The sequence below is a fragment of the Sphingobacterium sp. JB170 genome, from assembly GCF_900163865.1.
Lineage (GTDB): Bacteria > Bacteroidota > Bacteroidia > Sphingobacteriales > Sphingobacteriaceae > Sphingobacterium.
This window is the reverse complement of record NZ_FUKU01000043.1, coordinates 96,553-113,582: the sequence shown is the minus strand read 5'-3', so window position 1 is coordinate 113,582 and position 17,030 is coordinate 96,553. Positions and strand designations below refer to the sequence as shown.

The following is a 17,030-nucleotide window of genomic DNA, read 5'->3' as shown; positions in this document are numbered from 1 at the left end:
CAAAACTATAAACAAATCATCGACAAATCAAATATGTAGTTCATAGGGCGGATACTTAGAAACGACACCTGCCACAGAAACAACAGAACCAACATGTATAGACAATTCGGTATTTGGATTATGTCCTGTATATTCATCTTTTATCATTCTTAATAGCTCTTTATTAGATTGATAGGATCCTCTTCCGAATGAAACTATGCCAATCGATAGATTCGTTCAATAGCCAGATCCAAAGTATCGTGTGCTTCCGCCAATCCAACCGGCATAGTTTCGGGATTGTACATTCCCCCCAAAATTATGCAAGAGAGATTCTACTCCAAAATCTTTATCAATCATATTGAATGTTCTGACAGTGTCTGTCATTGGCATTGTTCAGATTTACAATCGACATTCAAGAGTTGTAATTAAGACAGATATTGCCGGAAGTAAATAAAGCTATCGACATAATAATTATTGATAATTGTTTCATTTTAATGTTAAAATCTGATAGATTATATCTAGTTCGCAATTGCTGAAATTCGTGTTCATGCCAGTTTTACCAAAAACACATAGAATAGTACATTATAGTTTGCTTATAATACGACTTTTACTTACCCTTCATCAGCATTTCCAAATACTCCGCTTTAGATTTTTCAGCTTCCAATAGACGTTCGTATAATTCTACGATTTTATCAGCAGTATTAAAAGTTGGTTGATAATTAACCGAACTGGCAATTAATGTCGAGTTATCACTACTTGTATTATTTTAGGTATTATTAATAATATTAAACACAGCTTCTTCGTCGAAGTTCTCAATCGCTTCTGGAGTAACACCCAAGATTCCGGCCACCTGGGCCAATATCTCTGCCTCGATAGCAGCACTTTTCTCAATATTGGATACAGTCTGCTGACTTACTCCCAATTCGATAGCTAAAGCCTCTTGCTTCATGCCCCGCAGTTCACGGATGCGGCTGATTTTTCTACCTATATGGTTTGTCGCGTTGGTTGTACTCATAAATTCAAAGCTAATAAATATTCAGCGTTCAAGATACAAAATATTGACCTCTCCCCAAAAAACTGGAGCATTTAAAAGTAGAGAATTCGACCATGAATTGCTCACTTTAAACAGGAGGAAGATCCATGAAAAAATCAAAGTTTACCGAAGCGCAGATCGCCTCTGCGATCAAACAGGCGGAGACCGGCACGCGTGTAGAGGAAGTCTGTAGAAAAATAGGGATCAGTGAAGCTACTTTCTACAACTGAAAGAAAAAGTATGGTGGTTTAGGGGTGGCGGAATTGCGCAGGTTGCGCCAATTGGAAGGGGAGAATGCGCAGTTAAAAATCTGGTTGCGAATTTGAGCCTGGACAAACAGATGTTGCAGGATGTGTTAAAAAAAGTATTGAAGCCCTCTCAACGCAGAAAAATGGTTACAAGCCTTGTTTCGGATTATCGGATTTCCCTTCGCCGGGAATGCGAAGTATCTTGCTGAGCACCTCGGTTTGGTATTATAAAAACCTACGCAGGAATGACAGTCCACGGCGCCAGCAGATCCCCCTCTGCCTCATTTATTAACAATTTACTGTAAATACTATATGCATATATATATTTATTTAGAAGGATATAAATCCTTCTAAAAACCAATTTGATTCAATTTCTGCTTATAGATTTCACTATACCACTCTTTATATTCTTCAGATAAAAAGCTTCTAGTGATAAAATCAATAACCTTATCCGTTTGCTTTGAAAAGTCTTTATAGATATTATCTCGAACTAAATCAGACAAGCCTAAACTCATAGCAAATTGATCATAATCAGACTTTTTAACTTTACGCTTTCTTCCCCCTAAAGTTAAAGCAAGATCTTCTTTGTCCTTTGGGTAGATTAGATTTACATTTAATAAATCATATGCTGGAGATAACAATATTCCTCTCTCCGTATGCATCAAAGAAAAGTTTTTAAGATGCATATCGTTATTTCCTGTCAAAAAACTGAATAATACCAATCTAAAGTACTTTATGACATCTATTCCAGAGTTAGTAGCGAACTGCTTTATAACTTTGCCTACACGTTCATAAGAACCATTATATTTTTGTTCAGTAAGAAGCTCTGATAGTTGACATAAGTCTTCAACATGAATCTTTTTTCCATTATTACGATCAAATCGTTTCGTTAAATAAGCTAATTCACCAGTAGATGTCTTAATTAAAGTATGCTCCGCGGTTTCAAATTTAAATAGTTTAGCTAAATGCATAGTCAAATCTTCCACTTCAGGCATAAAAGGATAATCTGATGACTGAGGTTTCAAGATATAATCCCCCCATAACCCGACCAACGTTAATCTTCTATTGCCCTTTTCTCCGTTTAAACTTAAAGATATTTTAGGCTGAACGCCTGTCAAAGCCAACCTTTCATTTACCGTAATTTGAGCCAGCTTATTTAATTTTTCTTGGTCTAGCTCAAGTATAGGGATAGTAGATGTTCCAAAAAACTTTTTTGAACAATTAGGATGGTAATCTCCTTCTTCTACGAGTTTATAGCAAAACAAACAATTAGCCATTTTCCACCGCCTCCATCGGATATACAGAAACTGCACCTATAGTATCTCTACATAAATTAGTAAGCAACTCAAAACGGTCCCTAGGATTCAATTTCCAATGTTTCTCTCCTATTTCTAAAAGCCACCCTTCTGGTATAAGACCATCAAAAAATGGAAATAACACTTTACTATGATAAGTTTGACTTGAAAGTGGAATCGTCAAGCTAATTGGTTTTGGATCTGTAGAATTTAGGTATTCTTCTGTATAACGATATGTAAATCCCCCATCTGCTTCAGCCAAATAACCTGCCAATTCATTTTGATAATATATTTTCGCTTGACGTGCCATTAGTCTCTACTTTTATCTGTTACACCAACCTCCTTACCAAATAAAGCTAAAACATCATTCACTTTATCCAAACGAAGCGTTTTCTTTCCTTGTTCCAAATCACGTACAAAGCGTAATCCTACCCCAGCATTTAATGCTAAATCCTCTTGAGTAAGCTTGAGTTCTTTCCTTTTTTGCTTAACAAACTGTCGTAACGAATCCATAATTATACCTTTTCTGATATAAATATAGATATAATTTAATAATTATACTATTTCGGGTATAAATAAAATTAAAAACAAGATATTATACCTTTTTGGGTATAGATGTCCTTGAAAAACATTGACAAAAGGATTTGACTCGATAGGTTCAAAAAGGATTTGGACCTGGCTTTAGTGCCTCCTAGATTACATAAAACAATCGAATATCCTTTTCATCACTAATAAAAGGCGGAAGCTTACTGAATAATGGTCAGTGAATATTTCCAAGCTTAATATTTGGAAAATAATATTGAATAGGGTGAATGTATACATTTCGCTTGTCGATTATTGAATCACGTAATTTTCGAAAAGAACTTTTAATAACAACTCTTCCCCACTTCTCGGAATATGTAGTCCACATTAGACAAGATTCATGCTCACAAAATGTTCCACAACTTGTATATGATAAAGACTTCGCTTTTTAGTAGGAATGGCTTAATGCCAGACAGAATTCCGGAGTGGCTTCGCTTCCGCCGAGAGACGACTTGATCATTTTGGGTGTCAGCTCTAGCATAACCCCATCATATTTGTCTTCGTATTTTTCAATCCTCATAAAATAGAGGCTCGCAGTTTCAATCAATTAAGAAATTTGAAATATCCATGTGCTTCCAAATAAATGTCTTCTCATCACTTATTGGATGAAAATGTTCATGAGATTTATACACATCATTTAAGATTTTTTTGATTGATTACGATTTAATCCCCATATGATCCAGTTCTCTACCGTTTCCATCCTTTCCGTTTGCGTATGCCACAATACGAAAGATTTAAAAACCATCAACATTACGTTGATGTCCAAACACATACTATCGATATAGGCTCCACAAACAAAACACACGATACACTAAAAAATAGATATTTGTGGGTTTTTCTTTCTATTGTTCGGTTATATGTGAGCATTAGGAAAACATGATTAAACGTAACAATTGTTAACCATAATATTCGAAAATTTACGAATATTAAAAATAAGTGCTAGCTCAGCTTACGTAACATGTGGTTATATACCAATTTCGATTTTACAAGAAATTCGAATCGCTATCGGCATCTGCCTCCACAAAGTTGTAGATAAAATAAGCTACCTGACATTTATACCACATGTTACGTTTCACTTAACAACAGCAAATCAATCTTTTTGGACTATCAAACAAAATCCATCCAGTCTGAATTCTCTTGGTAATCGAACGTTGGATTCGCATTGTTGCCAGCATTCAGCTGCCCATTATACATTATTAAATCCATCACGATATGTTGACGTGTAATTTCGACTAATTGCTCATTATATCCGTTCATCTCCAAGACAAATTGGAAACAAATCACGCGTGCGATCATTCGTCCAAGTGTAACCGCATCGCGCTGAGATAGTGGTCCATCAAGTTGGAAATCAATTTGAGTACGAAAATACGATGCACTCAGATTAGTACGTTTATATGCTTTCAAAAACGCTAATAAATTCGATTCTTTGGATTTTCTCATGAGCTTAAGAACTCCTTCGGCAATCTGAGCGTAAAGCATTTCATTTGAGCCTTCGAAAACCTGAAAAGGCCGGCTATCAATGACCGATCGTCCAGCAATATGATCTAAACGATAACCATTCGCTCCGGAAAGTTGCAAACTAATTTGTGCAGATTCATGCATAAGATCGGTTACTAAAGCCTTCACCGAATTTGCTTCGATACTCAATGTGGCAAGATCATGCTCAACACCACTGTTACCAACGCTAAAGCTACACATCCCCGAACAAATGGTATATGCCGCCTGTATGCGCGCCAACTGAAATTTTACGGAGTCGTTATTATTTAAGGAAACCCCACCTACCATACGCTTTTGGCAGTGCTCCATCGATTCATCTAGAAGCCGCTTAATAAATCCAAGCCCCATTCCGGGGAATTGAAGCCGGCTTCGGTGTAGCATATCCAACATTAATTTTATTCCAGTACTTTCTGGCGTCAATTTTTGCTCTTCAGGAACTACCACATCGATTGTATTAACTCCATAAGGTATTGCATATAATCCGAGATTATTGTAACGCTCCAAAACTGATATATGCTGACTAGGATTACTGTCATCGGTAACAAAAAAGTCGATATCGCGGATCAAATCACCATTCGCATTACTTTTCCGGGCAGTAACTAACCAAAAGTTTGCAACGCCGCTTAAGCCTTGCCAATGCTTCTCACCTTTGATCTTATACCCTCCATCTACTGGTTGATACGAAGTTTTCATATTTAAAGCATCGCTGCCGTAGGCTTTCTCTGTAATCATCAGTCCACCCATCGCATTATTTTCGATGAACTCCCGAAAAACACGATGTTGAACATCAAAATCACCATACTTCGCCAATGGCTCTAAAAACAAAGCTATATTTATTCCAAATGTTAACGACAATGCCAACGACTCGTAAGAGGCTGCCGAAAGTACGCCTAAACATTCTTTTACAGAAACACCACGCCCCCCATGAATCGTAGGAATAGATACCGCCAAAGGCTTATGATCCATAATCTCTTTCAAAAAGTCCGCTGGGAAATCACGATTCAAGCTGATTTTGTTATAATCGTATTTCTCCCGAAATATATGGTACAAATGCTTCCTAAAACCCGCTATATAACTATTAAAATCAAGTTGCTCTATTACTTCGCTCATAATTATCTTTTTTCGTATTTTTCGCTTTAAAAAAGTGGGAGACTGCCAATATCAGGAATCCAACTTATTTTCTGGCTTGAATCAGTACAACGTCAAACCGTCACTTTTGTAAAGTTAACGAGTTAAGTAAAAATCTTCTAAGATGAATTGAACAAAAAATAGGACAAATCGTGCATTGTCAATTTTCTACTTTTGGGATATCTTCCGATATTCAGAAGGTGATATACCTGCAATTTTCTTAAAAAGACGTGCGAAATATGAAGGATCACTAAACTCCAGCTCGTAGGCGATCGAAGCAATACTTTTATCTGTTTCTAACAACAGAAGCTGACTATGAATAATTGCAATCTCTAATATAATTTCCTTGGACGGTTTTTTAAATACGGACGAAACACATCGATTGAGATAATTCACTGACACAGACAATCGATCGGCATAATAGTTCACGAGCTTATGCTTATTAAAATGTAAATGAACCAATTGTTTAAAGGCCATAGCAATTGTCTGACGACGTGGTAAAATACGATTCGCGTCGGATAGCTTAATTATCTTTAAAATCACAGTCTTGAAGATACTTTCATAGTACTGTTGATACGGCGATTCATTAACAATTTCTCGATACAGCATGTCCAGTAATCGGTCCAGGTCCCGATTGTCCGCATCTTCCAGGTTGACTAATGGTGAAATGGTAAAGATATTCAAAATTTCCTCCTCCCTAAACAGGGAAGTCATTGCTTGTTCTTTAACCAATACACAATAGCCTTGAGCCGATTTATCAACCGAATGGATAGCAGAAATATGACCGTAATTGGAAATTAACACCGCAGGCGCCTCGACCATAAACGTTGTTGATTCAATCTGGTGTGTAAAATATCCCTCCGTAAGATGGATTAAAAGGTTGTAACCGAAGAAAAACGGGGGAATGGGGGTCTTCAAATAAGGGGCAATATCTTTTAATGGAAAAATCTTAATTGGCGTTTGAATATGTGTGATATTTTGAGGACTTACATCCATAAATTTGGCGACAAATTCATCTGCATTAATTTTATTTTTGTCCATTTCCTCTTACTCCTTACCAGTATTATTTATCATATCTACGCTAAAAATACAAAAAAAGAAAGGTTAAGCGGCCAGTAGAAATGACTAAAAGACTACTTAATCCTGTTCTTCTCAATTTATATGATTCAAAACTGCTACCATCCTAGAATACGATGGCGATTCCAGCAGTTATCCGTATTGAGCCTTACAACAACATTTTAGCAATTGCAGACGATAAATATCATTAAATTGTGCCTGTCTTCAACGATTTAACGGCATGATCCACAGCCCTGGCTGTGAGAGCCATATAAGTTAATGTTGGATTTTGTGTTCCGGTCGAGGTCATACAAGCGCCGTCGGTAACATAAACATTTTGACACTGATGGAGTTGATTCCATCGATTTAAAAGAGATGTTTTAACATCGTGCCCCATACGCACTCCCCCCATTTCGTGAATATCGTTTCCCGGGCGGCGCGGATCGTTGGATGTTTTAATATTTGTAAATCCTGCTGCTTCGTACATCGCCGTCATCTGTTCATAATAGTCGTCACGCCGCGCCCAGTCATCCGAAGCATAGTCGATCGAAATATGTAACAGGGGCACTCCCCACTTGTCCGTTTTCTGCGCGTCGAGCCAAACAGTATTACCTTCCTTCGGAATGGTTTCCGCCATCATGTGCGAATGTACATTCCAATTTCCCCATTTACTATTATCTAGCAAAGACGTCTTCAGTTCAGCACCCACACCACTCCGATCTTGAACGTTCCCGCGGTTGGCACCAAACCCTGCGGCCCATCCACGTAAAAAGTCAGTTTCTTGTTTACGGACGTTACGAAAATTGGGAATATAGCCACCACCTGCCGGATTTCGACCGTCAGTTCGATAGTCTAGCAGGCCGTCATACTCTGCAGTGATCCGCGCTGTATAATTATGAAAAGCAACGTACTTGCCCAGTAAATCATTGTCATTTCCAAGCCCATTAGGAAACCGATTCGACTTGGAGTTCAATAGGATTAAATTTGTATTTAGTGTCGCGGCATTTACGAAAATAACATTAGCAAAAAAATCAAGTTCTTCAAGGGACTCTGTATCGATAACCTTTACACCTATCGCCTTGCCCGCCTTATCATCATATATAATCGAATGCACAACTGAATGGGGACGTAACGTTAGATTACCTGTCTTTAATGCCCACGGTATTGTCGAGGCATTGCTGCTAAAATATCCCCCGAATGGGCATCCGCGTTGGCAAAGTGTACGGTTCTGACATTGGACCCGTCCCTGCTCGATATGAATAGGCTCGGGTTTTGAAAGATGGGCACATCGTGCACTGATAATATAACGGTTTTTAAATTTCGTTTGAATAGACTTTCTAAAATGATCTTCTACCGGATTTAAAGGGAATGCAGGTAAAAACTCACCATCGGGAAGCGTGTCCAAACCATCCCTATTGCCAGAAATCCCGACAAATCGTTCTACATAGCTATACCACGGGGCGATATCATCATATCGGATCGGCCAATCGACAGCGAACCCGTCACGCTCGGGCCCTTGGAAATCATACTCACTCCACCGCTGGGTTTGTCGCGCCCACAGTAGCGACTTCCCACCCACTTGATAACCACGTATCCAATCAAACTCTTTTTCTTGAATATACGGGTGTTCATGGTCCTTAACAAAAAAATGTTGGGAATCCTCTTTATATGCGTAGCAACTATTAGCGATTGGGTTGATCTGTTTATCGGTATATGTTGTTTCAAGTCTATGATCAAATTCATACGGGTACATATTTGTCGTCGGGTAATCTTTTACATGTTCAACATTTCGTCCTCGCTCTAAAACAAGCGTTTTCAGCCCTTTTTCTGCAAACTCTTTTGCTGCCCATCCACCACTAGCTCCCGACCCAATGACGATAGCATCGAATTGACGATCTTTTATATTTTTGAAATTAATATTACTCATGTCTCCTCTACAGTTATTTTAATTCTTTGTTTTTAAACCAAAACTACCCTATTTTGAAATCGGCAATATACCGTCCGGGAATAAGTTCATATTTTTTTAGGTCGGTCATAACATTCTTCGAATTCATATAACCCTGTATGCAGCGCCGTTTGGTCATCGAATAAAACATCGTTATTTTATCGTTATCCTGGTCGCCAATCTGCTTCAAAAAACGAAGTCGATCCGCTGGTGAAAGGTTTATAAATTTTGTTCCTGTGGCCGGATCTTCCATAGCAGCAAACCCTTCGAGCCCTTCCGTGAAGTTGCGCTGGTCCTCCGGGCTATGACAGTCGTCCACCATTTTAAGTACAAATAGGTGCAAAAGAAGTTCTTTAGCACCCGGCGTTTGAGACGAAGGTATTAAGGTTTCGACTACCTCGGCAAGCAATAATTCTTGCTCTTCATTGATGGTCATATTCACCAACCCAATTGTTTTCGAACCCGATTCACGAAAACACGCTGGAAGCACCATAGTCCCTGCGGCAATATATAACATTGTACGAAGTGCTGCTCTTCGATTTATCCTATTTCCATTCATAATTGCAAATCTAAAATTACTAAAATCCCTGCACTAAATAGATCAAACTAAAAAAACCTTCCTCAATTTATCTTCGTTGTCAATTTAAAAAGAGCACAACATTAACCGCGAATATTTACAACTCAGGAAACTACACTACAAATTAACGAAGTTTCAAGTTAAACTCATGCCTGCCTGAATTTAATTCAGCAGTCGCTATCCGTTCGACATTTTGGGGCGGATAAAATGTCGCCGAGGAATTTGCCGGAATGTGAACGATTAAATTCACATTGCCGTTTTTCTTTTTCCAACTCGTAATTATTTCCCCATAAGGCGATTCAAATTTAACTTCCGATTCACTTAGCTCATCCGGAAATATCGGCTTTAATAGGATATGTTCAAAGCCGGGTCGTTGTGGATCAGGCAATATACCACCGATGGATTTAAAAAACCACCCTCCTATTTCACCGAACATCATGTGGTTATCTGAAATATCACGTTTTGCCTGAAGATCCCAGTTTTCCAGTAACGTAGTCGCACCGTTTACCACCCACCAACCCCAAGAGGGATAACTGTCCTGAACAGCTACTTTATACGCCGACTGTTCATAGCCATTCTCGGTTAACGCGTTTAGCAGCGCTTTCGCCCCTAAAACCCCCACATCAAGATGAAAATCACTTTTTTCGACGCTCTGGTTAAGATTTGAAGCGACCTTTTCTTTCATCTCGTCAGGAACGACATCCCAATATAATGGAACACTAAGCTCCGTTTGGCTTCCCTCTGCATAGATTCCACGATCCTTATCTAAAAACTTAGCGTTTATCGCATCACGTATCTTATTTCTTAAAGCATTATATTTTTCAAAATCGGCATCACGCCCAAAGAGTTTTGCTGCAGAGGCCAAAATATTGGCATCGGCATAAAAGTATACGGAGGAGGTAAGCTCTAAATTTGAGGTAGTTTTCACCGGCACCCAATCTCCCCGACCGAATTTCGTAAGCCCTGAGGGACTAATACGATCAACGTAATCCACATACCGCTTTATGTTATCGTAGCACTTTTCTAACAAGCGACTATCGCCGTAAAACTGATAGACCTCCCACGGAATGATTGCAATCGTACTGGTCCAGTCTAAACCATTAGCTGTACCATACCCCCAACCTCCGGTAGGAATAATATCTGGTAATACGCCATTGGGTTGCTGCTCGTCGCGATGATCGGCTAACCATTTTTCGTAGACAGTAATTCCATCAAAATTATAGAGAGCCGATTCAATTGCTAAATGCCCATCTCCTGTCCAGCCATTTTTCTCCCTTTGCGGACAGTCCGTTGGGTAACCATATAGATTCGATAAATAGGCGTTGTTCGTTACTTTCCACAATGAATTCACTAGCGACGATGAAGTATTAACCGAGCCAATAGAACGAACATCACTGTGCATAAAAAATGCGGTCAGATTCTCCTCGCTTAGTTCAATATCATCACTTGATGTTATTTCCACGTAGCGAAAGCCTTTGTAATTAAACTTGGGCATAAATTCAACATCCTCACGATCACTTAAAATCACGACATCCGTTTGAAAAGGCTCCTTTTGCTTGTCGCCACGATAATAAACATCTATATTAGAAAGATCTAACCTACCCGCAGTGTCCAAACGTTCACCATGCTTAATTGTCAGTGTAATACCTTTCTCGCCCGCGACATTCAGTTTTGTAATACCAGCCATATTTTGTCCAAAATCAAAAAGCCATGTTTTGGAATCAATTTTTGTGACCGCAATCGGCTTATACGCTTTATTTAGCCGAATGGGTACCAATTGTTGCGATACAATGTTGGCCGACGGAACGCTACGATACCGTACCTCATCCCATGACGAATCATCGAAACCAGCTATATCCCACCCGCTTTGTTGTTGATTTGCGTCAAAATGTTCTCCTGTATAGATGTTATTATACACAATTCCACCCGAAGAAGTCTTCCAATCACGTTCAGATACGAACGTCTCTTTCGTGCCATCCACATACTCGACTTCTAGATCAATACAGAAAGTAGGGCGGTTTCGCCAAGGCGCATTGTGAAAATCCCAAACTGCAAGTGGTTGATGATTATACCAACCATTGCCGAGAATAACACCAATCGCATTCTCGCCTTCATTCAGCATGTTTGTAACGTCATGGGTAACATATAGGGTACGTCGATCGAATCGTGTATACATCGGATCAAGTTGGTGATTGCCGACCTTGGCACCATTAAGGGACAATTCGTATAACCCTGCCGCGGCGATATAAGCACGCGCTACTTTTACCTTTTTTGCAAGGCGTATTTCTTTTCGAAAATAAGGGGCAGGTAGGTAATTGATATCATGTGCGTCACTAATCCAACTTCCTTTCCAGCCTTTATCCATCATTCCCGTTTCAAAACTTTCCACGCTTGAACTAGAAATTGCATCGTTATTATCCCACGCGGTAACGCGCCAAAAATATTTTGTATGTCCGACGAGCGGGCTGCCGGAATATTTTACGAGCATTTTTGATCCGCTAATTTTCTCGGATTCCCAGTTATCGCCATGCCCACTCGCTACTTGCATTGAGTCGGTTCCAACAATAAGCTGATAAGCCTTCTGTTTAATACCTGCACGATCCGATTTTATTTGCCAAGAAAGGCGAGGATTAGGTTCGTCAATACCAAGGGGGCGATCCAAATGTTCGCATCGCAAAGCATCGATTTTGTAAACTATTGCATTGTTTTGGGCTGTTAGCAATCCTGAACATCCCATTAGAATTAGTAGATATATATATTGTCGCATAGTTTTTCTTTCCGATATACTAGTATAGGTTTAGTCACTCAGGCATATCCTCCCGACCTTTAAAAAAGTTTGATTCGCCTTTGGAAACTAAAGGTAGAGAAAAAGTGCGATTAACATACACCCACCTGCGACTATTGTTTTAAAAAATCACATATACTTAAACGAAATAGCAGGTACATCTACCTATATTCCCCTTAGTAACCGAGTTCACTTGCGCGACCTTGAAACCAAAATTAAAGTGTAAGTAGGGTAAAGAAAAAAACACAACATTCTTGTTAGGTCCTTAGTGAATTACCAAACGATGAACTGCTGCGCACAACATACTCGGCGAGTTACCAGTGAGCAGTAGAGTCAGTGTTTCACAAGATATGTTAATGTTTATAGTGGGTTAATACAATTTTGGTTTTTTTCATTTGCTTTTTAGTAAAGAAATGGATCCGTTGGTGATAACGTATCCAGCCGCCGATAGCACCGATTATATTGCCTAATAAAATATCTATAGACCTCGGTTGAATAAGCACATTCGGATTTTCAATAAGCTGGATATTCGGCTCAATTAAAAGCTTGGTAAACATGGAGACAAAGACCGCCGCAATAGCATGATTTCGAACTGCTAAAAACTCAACTAAAGATTTGTAATCTTCAAACCGGGTCTGTATTTCTGAGTTTTGGACGGTATAATTAAAAAAAGATCTTCCTCTACCGGTCCGTCCGTGAAATAGAATAGTCTTATTAGGGTCGATCCAAGTTTCGTAAACAATAAATGGCCGCGGTACATTGTCTCCGTAATAATAAAAGACTATTGTTCAGATAATATTCTAAAAATGAAACGAGTAATTGCCATAAATACACGGAATTACTAACGGTCTTCGGCGACCATCTGAACGGGGATTTCAATCTTGCCACGCCCCGACTCATCTGCCTCTACGCTAATTGGCGCGGTCCGTAACCAATATTAACACGCTAGGCGTCGATAAACATTCCGGTCAATATTGTTTAACATCATTAATAAACTATATCAGGTGCCTTTAGTCACCCGATATCAATGCCGGCTTATTCAACAATTATATAAAGACAACATCCATAACTAACCCAGGTGGTACGCCTGATTTTTAAATTCCATGGAGCTATAATACCGGTATTTCACTTTATCAAGGGGGTAGTCCCAACAGCCCATCCTTCGATATAGCTTTCCACCAAAGCCTGTTTTAAAACGGTATAACCCAAACATTGGGTGCGACTGATCCGCAACAGGTGAAACACCAAAAAAATCGTATTCCGAACAACCGAGTTCTTTTGCTAATTGCATGGCCCGCCACTGCAAGGCATAGGTGGCCATATAATTTCGATTTTCAGTCGCCGATGCCCCGTATAAATAAGTACCACGAACACCCGTTATCACTAAAAACATGGCGGCCAATGGACGATTATCAACATGGGCAACTAACAGATATACTTTTGCCGGGGAGAGTGAGTCGTTCGCACGCGCAGACAAGATCACCTTAAAATAATTTATATCGTGTAAGAAAAAGTTATTTCTTTGCGCCGTTTGGCGATATAACTCGTACCAAATATCTAGGCTTTCAATGCCTAACGAGCTAATTTCCACCCCTTTGCGTTTGGCAAGCTTAATATTATACCTTGTTTTTGGCTTCATCGTTCCAAGCAACGTGTCTGACTCTTTGTTTAAATCCATAAAAACAGTATTCGATGGTAGAACATCGGTATTAGCCTTTTTCAGATTCCATTTATCAGTAGCGAAATTAAATCGCAATTCCTGCATTTTACGATCCGGCGCGCCGATCCAGTTGCCATGAAGGTCGTAGCAATTGTCGTCTTTTGCCCAAAGCGATTCCCAAGACAAATCGTATCGAATCATGATACATTTGCTTGGTAAATAGGTACGCAACCCTTCAGACAACTGTTCTAAAAAACAACCTTGATTCTCTTCCGAGGGCTCCACCTCTGGGCCGTAGGGCACATATGCTATGGTCGAGTGCTCATCGACTTTTTGGATGAGAACAAGAAGATCGCCAATAAAGTAAGATTCGTCCTTAATACCCACAAACAGATCCTCATTTTTGGCCCGAAAGTCAAACGCTTTCGTGGTGATTCCCTGTAGTTTTTTTACTTCTGACCAATACGACGTTTGCTGTATAATCGACGTCTTAAATATATTTGTTGAATCTTTATCTTGAATTTCAGCAATCATTCGGATATTCTAAAATTACTCCTAATTATTAAATAATTCGTGTACGGAGGCCTGTCCTCGCGCCAAAGCGGCAAAAGTAACCAAAAAGTTATCCAACGCCGAATAGCATTGTCAATATAAAGTTAAAATAACGTCCCGCTTCCGAATTTACGCCGACCAATGTTTCTAATTCTGGCAAACAAAATTCCCTGATTCATTTGAATTGTATAGATAGTTTTTAATACATTTAACAAAAAAAGGGGAACGGTCGATGTGACCTCTTGAAGTTTCATCAAATCAATAGATAATCATAGCAGAAAAAATGGTAATAATCAACAACTTTGAGGAATACAAATCGCACGAGGGCAAAATTTTAGGGGTTTCTGAATGGCATACGATTGACCAAGCACAGATAAACAAATTTGCGGATGCAACGCTCGATCATCAGTGGATCCATGTTGACACGAAAAAAGCAGAGAAGGATGGCCCGTTCAACTCTACTATTGCACATGGCTATCTTACATTATCCTTGATCCCATATTTATGGAAACAAATTGCTGAAGTACGGAACGTGAAAATGGAGATTAATTATGGTATCGAAAATTTACGCTTCGGTCAACCGGTACTTGTAAATAATCAAGTACAACTTCAAGCAAAAATTAAATCAATCACCGATTTGCGTGGCGTTGTAAAGGCGGTTATCCAAGCTACCTTACTCATCAATGACCAAAAAAAACCAGCCTATGTGGGCGACGTAGTTTTTCTATATCATTTTAATTAACGGCAAACATAAATTACCAACGTGCATTGCATTCAATAGTAATTTAAAACCGCTCAATGCGCGTTGGTCATTAATTTTTATTTTGACCAATTTCTATCGTAATTTTCGCGTTTAAATTTTGATTTCGCTTCACTAAACGTCCATCAACAAACACACAAAGATTTGATTGATCACCCGCCTGAATTAAATCCCAATCTCTTTTCCATATAATATCTACCTCGTGTCCATGGTAATTAATATTTCCAATGTAAAAATACGTCCATTTATCGGTAGGTAAAAGCGATTCCAACACAAATTTGTCTTCATGCATTGCTTTAAATCCGATGAGATCTTCAATAATTATATCAGGAAAGGTCGAATGAAAATAGTCTTTTTCACCACCAAAAGATGTCCCGTCACTTGGGATATACCATTCTCCAATGTTCAGTTCGTTTTTACCATGTAAATGCACCAATTGCTCGATATTATTATATAACAATTCACGATCTTCATGAAGTATGGTATCTTTATAATTGCGTAAGTAGTTCGCATAACTCTTGTAAACGATGGAATTTTGAAATGGCCAGCCTCTACCATTCCATGCGTATGCCTGTTCGTTGTAATACGGATGTTGGCGTTCTGCTGTTGTCATACCCGCTTGGTTTGCAAAACCCTGCTTCGAGGAAAACATATCCCAAGCCTTTTCATATCTCGCTTGGTCCGAGAAAGGTATAAGATTAAAATACCACGGCGTGTACCCTACTGACTCCCGCACGTGCGCTTGAAAATCACTCACCCCATACTGATTGTCTCCGGCTGTAGTGGTATAAAAAAATTGATCTTGTTCATTCCACAATATTGATAGTATACTTTGCTGTACCCGCGCGGCACGCTGATGATACAGTTTTGCCTTTTGCAAGGAGGCCTCGTCATGCTGCAAGGAATATAAGGTTGATAATGACGCAAGGTTACCGTAAGCGTAAGAATTAATGGAAGGTCGAGATAAATAAAAATCCGGATATCCCTTCCGAAATGCTTTGGGATATTGTTCCGCATACTTCGAGGCTGCCGTCGTGTTTGTGGTTGCCCAGCCTAAATAATAATTCCGCCAGTTTTCATCTGTATAGAGCGAATAAGCGCCTTTACTTTCAATGAGTCCCAACACCGCAGAGAGACTAAATTCCATCCCGTCGTACAAATCAAGTATTTTATACATTCCTGCAGTTTTCGATTGCGGGTTCTGAACTGTAAAAAGGCTATCCCACATCTGCTGATGGTTTTCTAATGAAGGTAATATCCCGCGCTGCCACTTCGGATCAGGGTGTATTTTTAGAAAGGCTTCGACCCCATCAATCATCCAACTTGAAAAGTGATGACTTTCGGGACGTTCTTTATAGGTCAAAAAATTTCCATTTTCTCGTTGGGATAGATACGATGCGGATCCACGCATATAATAATCAGCATATGATTTTATGTACTTCGCATCACGCAACCATCGTACATCATAAAACTGATGTCCTGCAGGGCAAGTGATAGCGCCACTCAAGGTAGCCCATGGTCGATCGCCGAAAAACTCTGTTACAACCCAATACTCAACGCCATCATGAGGATCTCGATATTGTTTTAGGTGTTTACTGATCATCCACCATCGGTAATTGTATACGCGCGTAAAGTCGACATCCGAACTAATAAATAGCGGTACATTATCGGTTAGGAATCGTTGATTATTCCCCGCGTGGAAGGGTCCGTCAGATTCGGGACGGTCTTTGTAATTATTAAACTCCGCCGCATCGGCTCGTAACTGCAGCTGCGCGCGATTTTTAATGCTTTCCAATTCAGTCTGATACACACGATCTTTCTGTATCTTACAACCGACCACACTTGAAGACAGAAACCCTAACGCTACGAAGCATACATACGGAGTAAAAATATGACTCAATCTCATCTTTAATACCTATCAATTTATAACCAG

General features: G+C 39.4%; 13 protein-coding genes and 1 pseudogene. 2 read left to right on the top strand and 12 right to left on the bottom strand.

What is annotated here, in order from left to right:
• Positions 1 to 194 precede the first annotated feature (194 nt).
• On the bottom strand, positions 195 to 284 hold the full coding sequence (locus FM107_RS20255) for a type IIL restriction-modification enzyme MmeI (RefSeq protein WP_373408001.1): 90 nt from the start codon (positions 282 to 284) through the stop codon (positions 195 to 197).
• Positions 285 to 745: 461 nt separating this feature from the next.
• On the bottom strand, positions 746 to 994 hold the full coding sequence (locus FM107_RS20025; RefSeq protein WP_256959526.1) for a helix-turn-helix domain-containing protein: 249 nt from the start codon (positions 992 to 994) through the stop codon (positions 746 to 748).
• Between the two features lie 125 nt (positions 995 to 1,119).
• Between FM107_RS20025 and FM107_RS13040 the strand changes: the two are divergent.
• Positions 1,120 to 1,460, top strand: a pseudogene (locus FM107_RS13040) (transposase); the annotation flags it as partial.
• Positions 1,461 to 1,610: 150 nt separating this feature from the next.
• Here the strand turns inward: FM107_RS13040 and FM107_RS13035 are convergent.
• The 9 genes from FM107_RS13035 to FM107_RS12990 all read right to left on the bottom strand — a co-directional run bounded on the left by FM107_RS13035 (position 1,611) and on the right by FM107_RS12990 (position 14,319).
• On the bottom strand, positions 1,611 to 2,537 hold the full coding sequence (locus FM107_RS13035; RefSeq protein ID WP_086948946.1) for a HipA domain-containing protein: 927 nt from the start codon (positions 2,535 to 2,537) through the stop codon (positions 1,611 to 1,613).
• Positions 2,530 to 2,865, bottom strand: coding sequence for a HipA N-terminal domain-containing protein (locus tag FM107_RS13030; RefSeq protein ID WP_086948945.1), 336 nt, complete (start codon positions 2,863 to 2,865; stop codon positions 2,530 to 2,532). Before FM107_RS13030 ends, FM107_RS13035 begins: the two co-directional genes overlap by 8 nt.
• Entirely contained in the window at positions 2,865 to 3,068 is a 204-nt protein-coding gene (locus FM107_RS13025) for a helix-turn-helix transcriptional regulator (RefSeq protein ID WP_086948944.1), read from the bottom strand. Before FM107_RS13025 ends, FM107_RS13030 begins: the two co-directional genes overlap by 1 nt.
• Before the next feature lie 1,176 nt (positions 3,069 to 4,244).
• Positions 4,245 to 5,744, bottom strand: coding sequence for an acyl-CoA dehydrogenase family protein (locus FM107_RS13020; RefSeq protein ID WP_086948943.1), 1,500 nt, complete (start codon positions 5,742 to 5,744; stop codon positions 4,245 to 4,247).
• A gap of 186 nt (positions 5,745 to 5,930) precedes the next feature.
• Entirely contained in the window at positions 5,931 to 6,803 is an 873-nt protein-coding gene (locus tag FM107_RS13015; protein ID WP_086948942.1) for an AraC family transcriptional regulator, read from the bottom strand.
• A gap of 223 nt (positions 6,804 to 7,026) precedes the next feature.
• Positions 7,027 to 8,745 carry a GMC oxidoreductase gene (locus tag FM107_RS13010; RefSeq protein WP_086948941.1) on the bottom strand — a complete coding sequence of 573 codons (1,719 nt, stop codon included), beginning with the start codon at positions 8,743 to 8,745 and terminating at the stop codon, positions 7,027 to 7,029.
• A 43-nt stretch (positions 8,746 to 8,788) separates the two neighbouring features.
• Positions 8,789 to 9,322, bottom strand: a complete 534-nt coding sequence (locus FM107_RS13005; protein ID WP_086948940.1) for a gluconate 2-dehydrogenase subunit 3 family protein — start codon at positions 9,320 to 9,322, stop codon at positions 8,789 to 8,791.
• Between the two features lie 142 nt (positions 9,323 to 9,464).
• Positions 9,465 to 12,107, bottom strand: a complete 2,643-nt coding sequence (locus FM107_RS13000) for an alpha-L-rhamnosidase (protein ID WP_086948939.1) — start codon at positions 12,105 to 12,107, stop codon at positions 9,465 to 9,467.
• 1,087 nt (positions 12,108 to 13,194) lie between these two features.
• Positions 13,195 to 14,319, bottom strand: a complete 1,125-nt coding sequence (locus FM107_RS12990; protein WP_086948937.1) for a peptidoglycan bridge formation glycyltransferase FemA/FemB family protein — start codon at positions 14,317 to 14,319, stop codon at positions 13,195 to 13,197.
• Between the two features lie 301 nt (positions 14,320 to 14,620).
• Here FM107_RS12990 and FM107_RS12985 point away from each other — a divergent pair, with 301 nt between their 5' ends.
• Positions 14,621 to 15,079: a MaoC family dehydratase gene (locus tag FM107_RS12985; protein WP_086948936.1), complete on the top strand. Its 459-nt coding sequence runs from the start codon at positions 14,621 to 14,623 to the stop codon at positions 15,077 to 15,079.
• A 70-nt stretch (positions 15,080 to 15,149) separates the two neighbouring features.
• Here FM107_RS12985 and FM107_RS12980 read toward each other — a convergent pair whose 3' ends face one another.
• Positions 15,150 to 17,003, bottom strand: a complete 1,854-nt coding sequence (locus FM107_RS12980) for a hypothetical protein (protein WP_143559485.1) — start codon at positions 17,001 to 17,003, stop codon at positions 15,150 to 15,152.
• Positions 17,004 to 17,030: the final 27 nt, after the last annotated feature.

What these genes read in the sequence shown, in the direction of transcription:
- FM107_RS20255 (WP_373408001.1), bottom strand. Translation starts at nt 284, where the DNA reads ATGTACAATCCCGAAACTATGCCGGTTGGATTGGCGGAAGCACACGAT.
- FM107_RS20025 (WP_256959526.1), bottom strand. Translation starts at nt 994, where the DNA reads ATGAGTACAACCAACGCGACAAACCATATAGGTAGAAAAATCAGCCGC.
- FM107_RS13035 (WP_086948946.1), bottom strand. Translation starts at nt 2,537, where the DNA reads ATGGCTAATTGTTTGTTTTGCTATAAACTCGTAGAAGAAGGAGATTAC.
- FM107_RS13030 (WP_086948945.1), bottom strand. Translation starts at nt 2,865, where the DNA reads ATGGCACGTCAAGCGAAAATATATTATCAAAATGAATTGGCAGGTTAT.
- FM107_RS13025 (WP_086948944.1), bottom strand. Translation starts at nt 3,068, where the DNA reads ATGGATTCGTTACGACAGTTTGTTAAGCAAAAAAGGAAAGAACTCAAG.
- FM107_RS13020 (WP_086948943.1), bottom strand. Translation starts at nt 5,744, where the DNA reads ATGAGCGAAGTAATAGAGCAACTTGATTTTAATAGTTATATAGCGGGT.
- FM107_RS13015 (WP_086948942.1), bottom strand. Translation starts at nt 6,803, where the DNA reads ATGGACAAAAATAAAATTAATGCAGATGAATTTGTCGCCAAATTTATG.
- FM107_RS13010 (WP_086948941.1), bottom strand. Translation starts at nt 8,745, where the DNA reads ATGAGTAATATTAATTTCAAAAATATAAAAGATCGTCAATTCGATGCT.
- FM107_RS13005 (WP_086948940.1), bottom strand. Translation starts at nt 9,322, where the DNA reads ATGAATGGAAATAGGATAAATCGAAGAGCAGCACTTCGTACAATGTTA.
- FM107_RS13000 (WP_086948939.1), bottom strand. Translation starts at nt 12,107, where the DNA reads ATGCGACAATATATATATCTACTAATTCTAATGGGATGTTCAGGATTG.
- FM107_RS12990 (WP_086948937.1), bottom strand. Translation starts at nt 14,319, where the DNA reads ATGATTGCTGAAATTCAAGATAAAGATTCAACAAATATATTTAAGACG.
- FM107_RS12985 (WP_086948936.1), top strand. Translation starts at nt 14,621, where the DNA reads ATGGTAATAATCAACAACTTTGAGGAATACAAATCGCACGAGGGCAAA.
- FM107_RS12980 (WP_143559485.1), bottom strand. Translation starts at nt 17,003, where the DNA reads ATGAGATTGAGTCATATTTTTACTCCGTATGTATGCTTCGTAGCGTTA.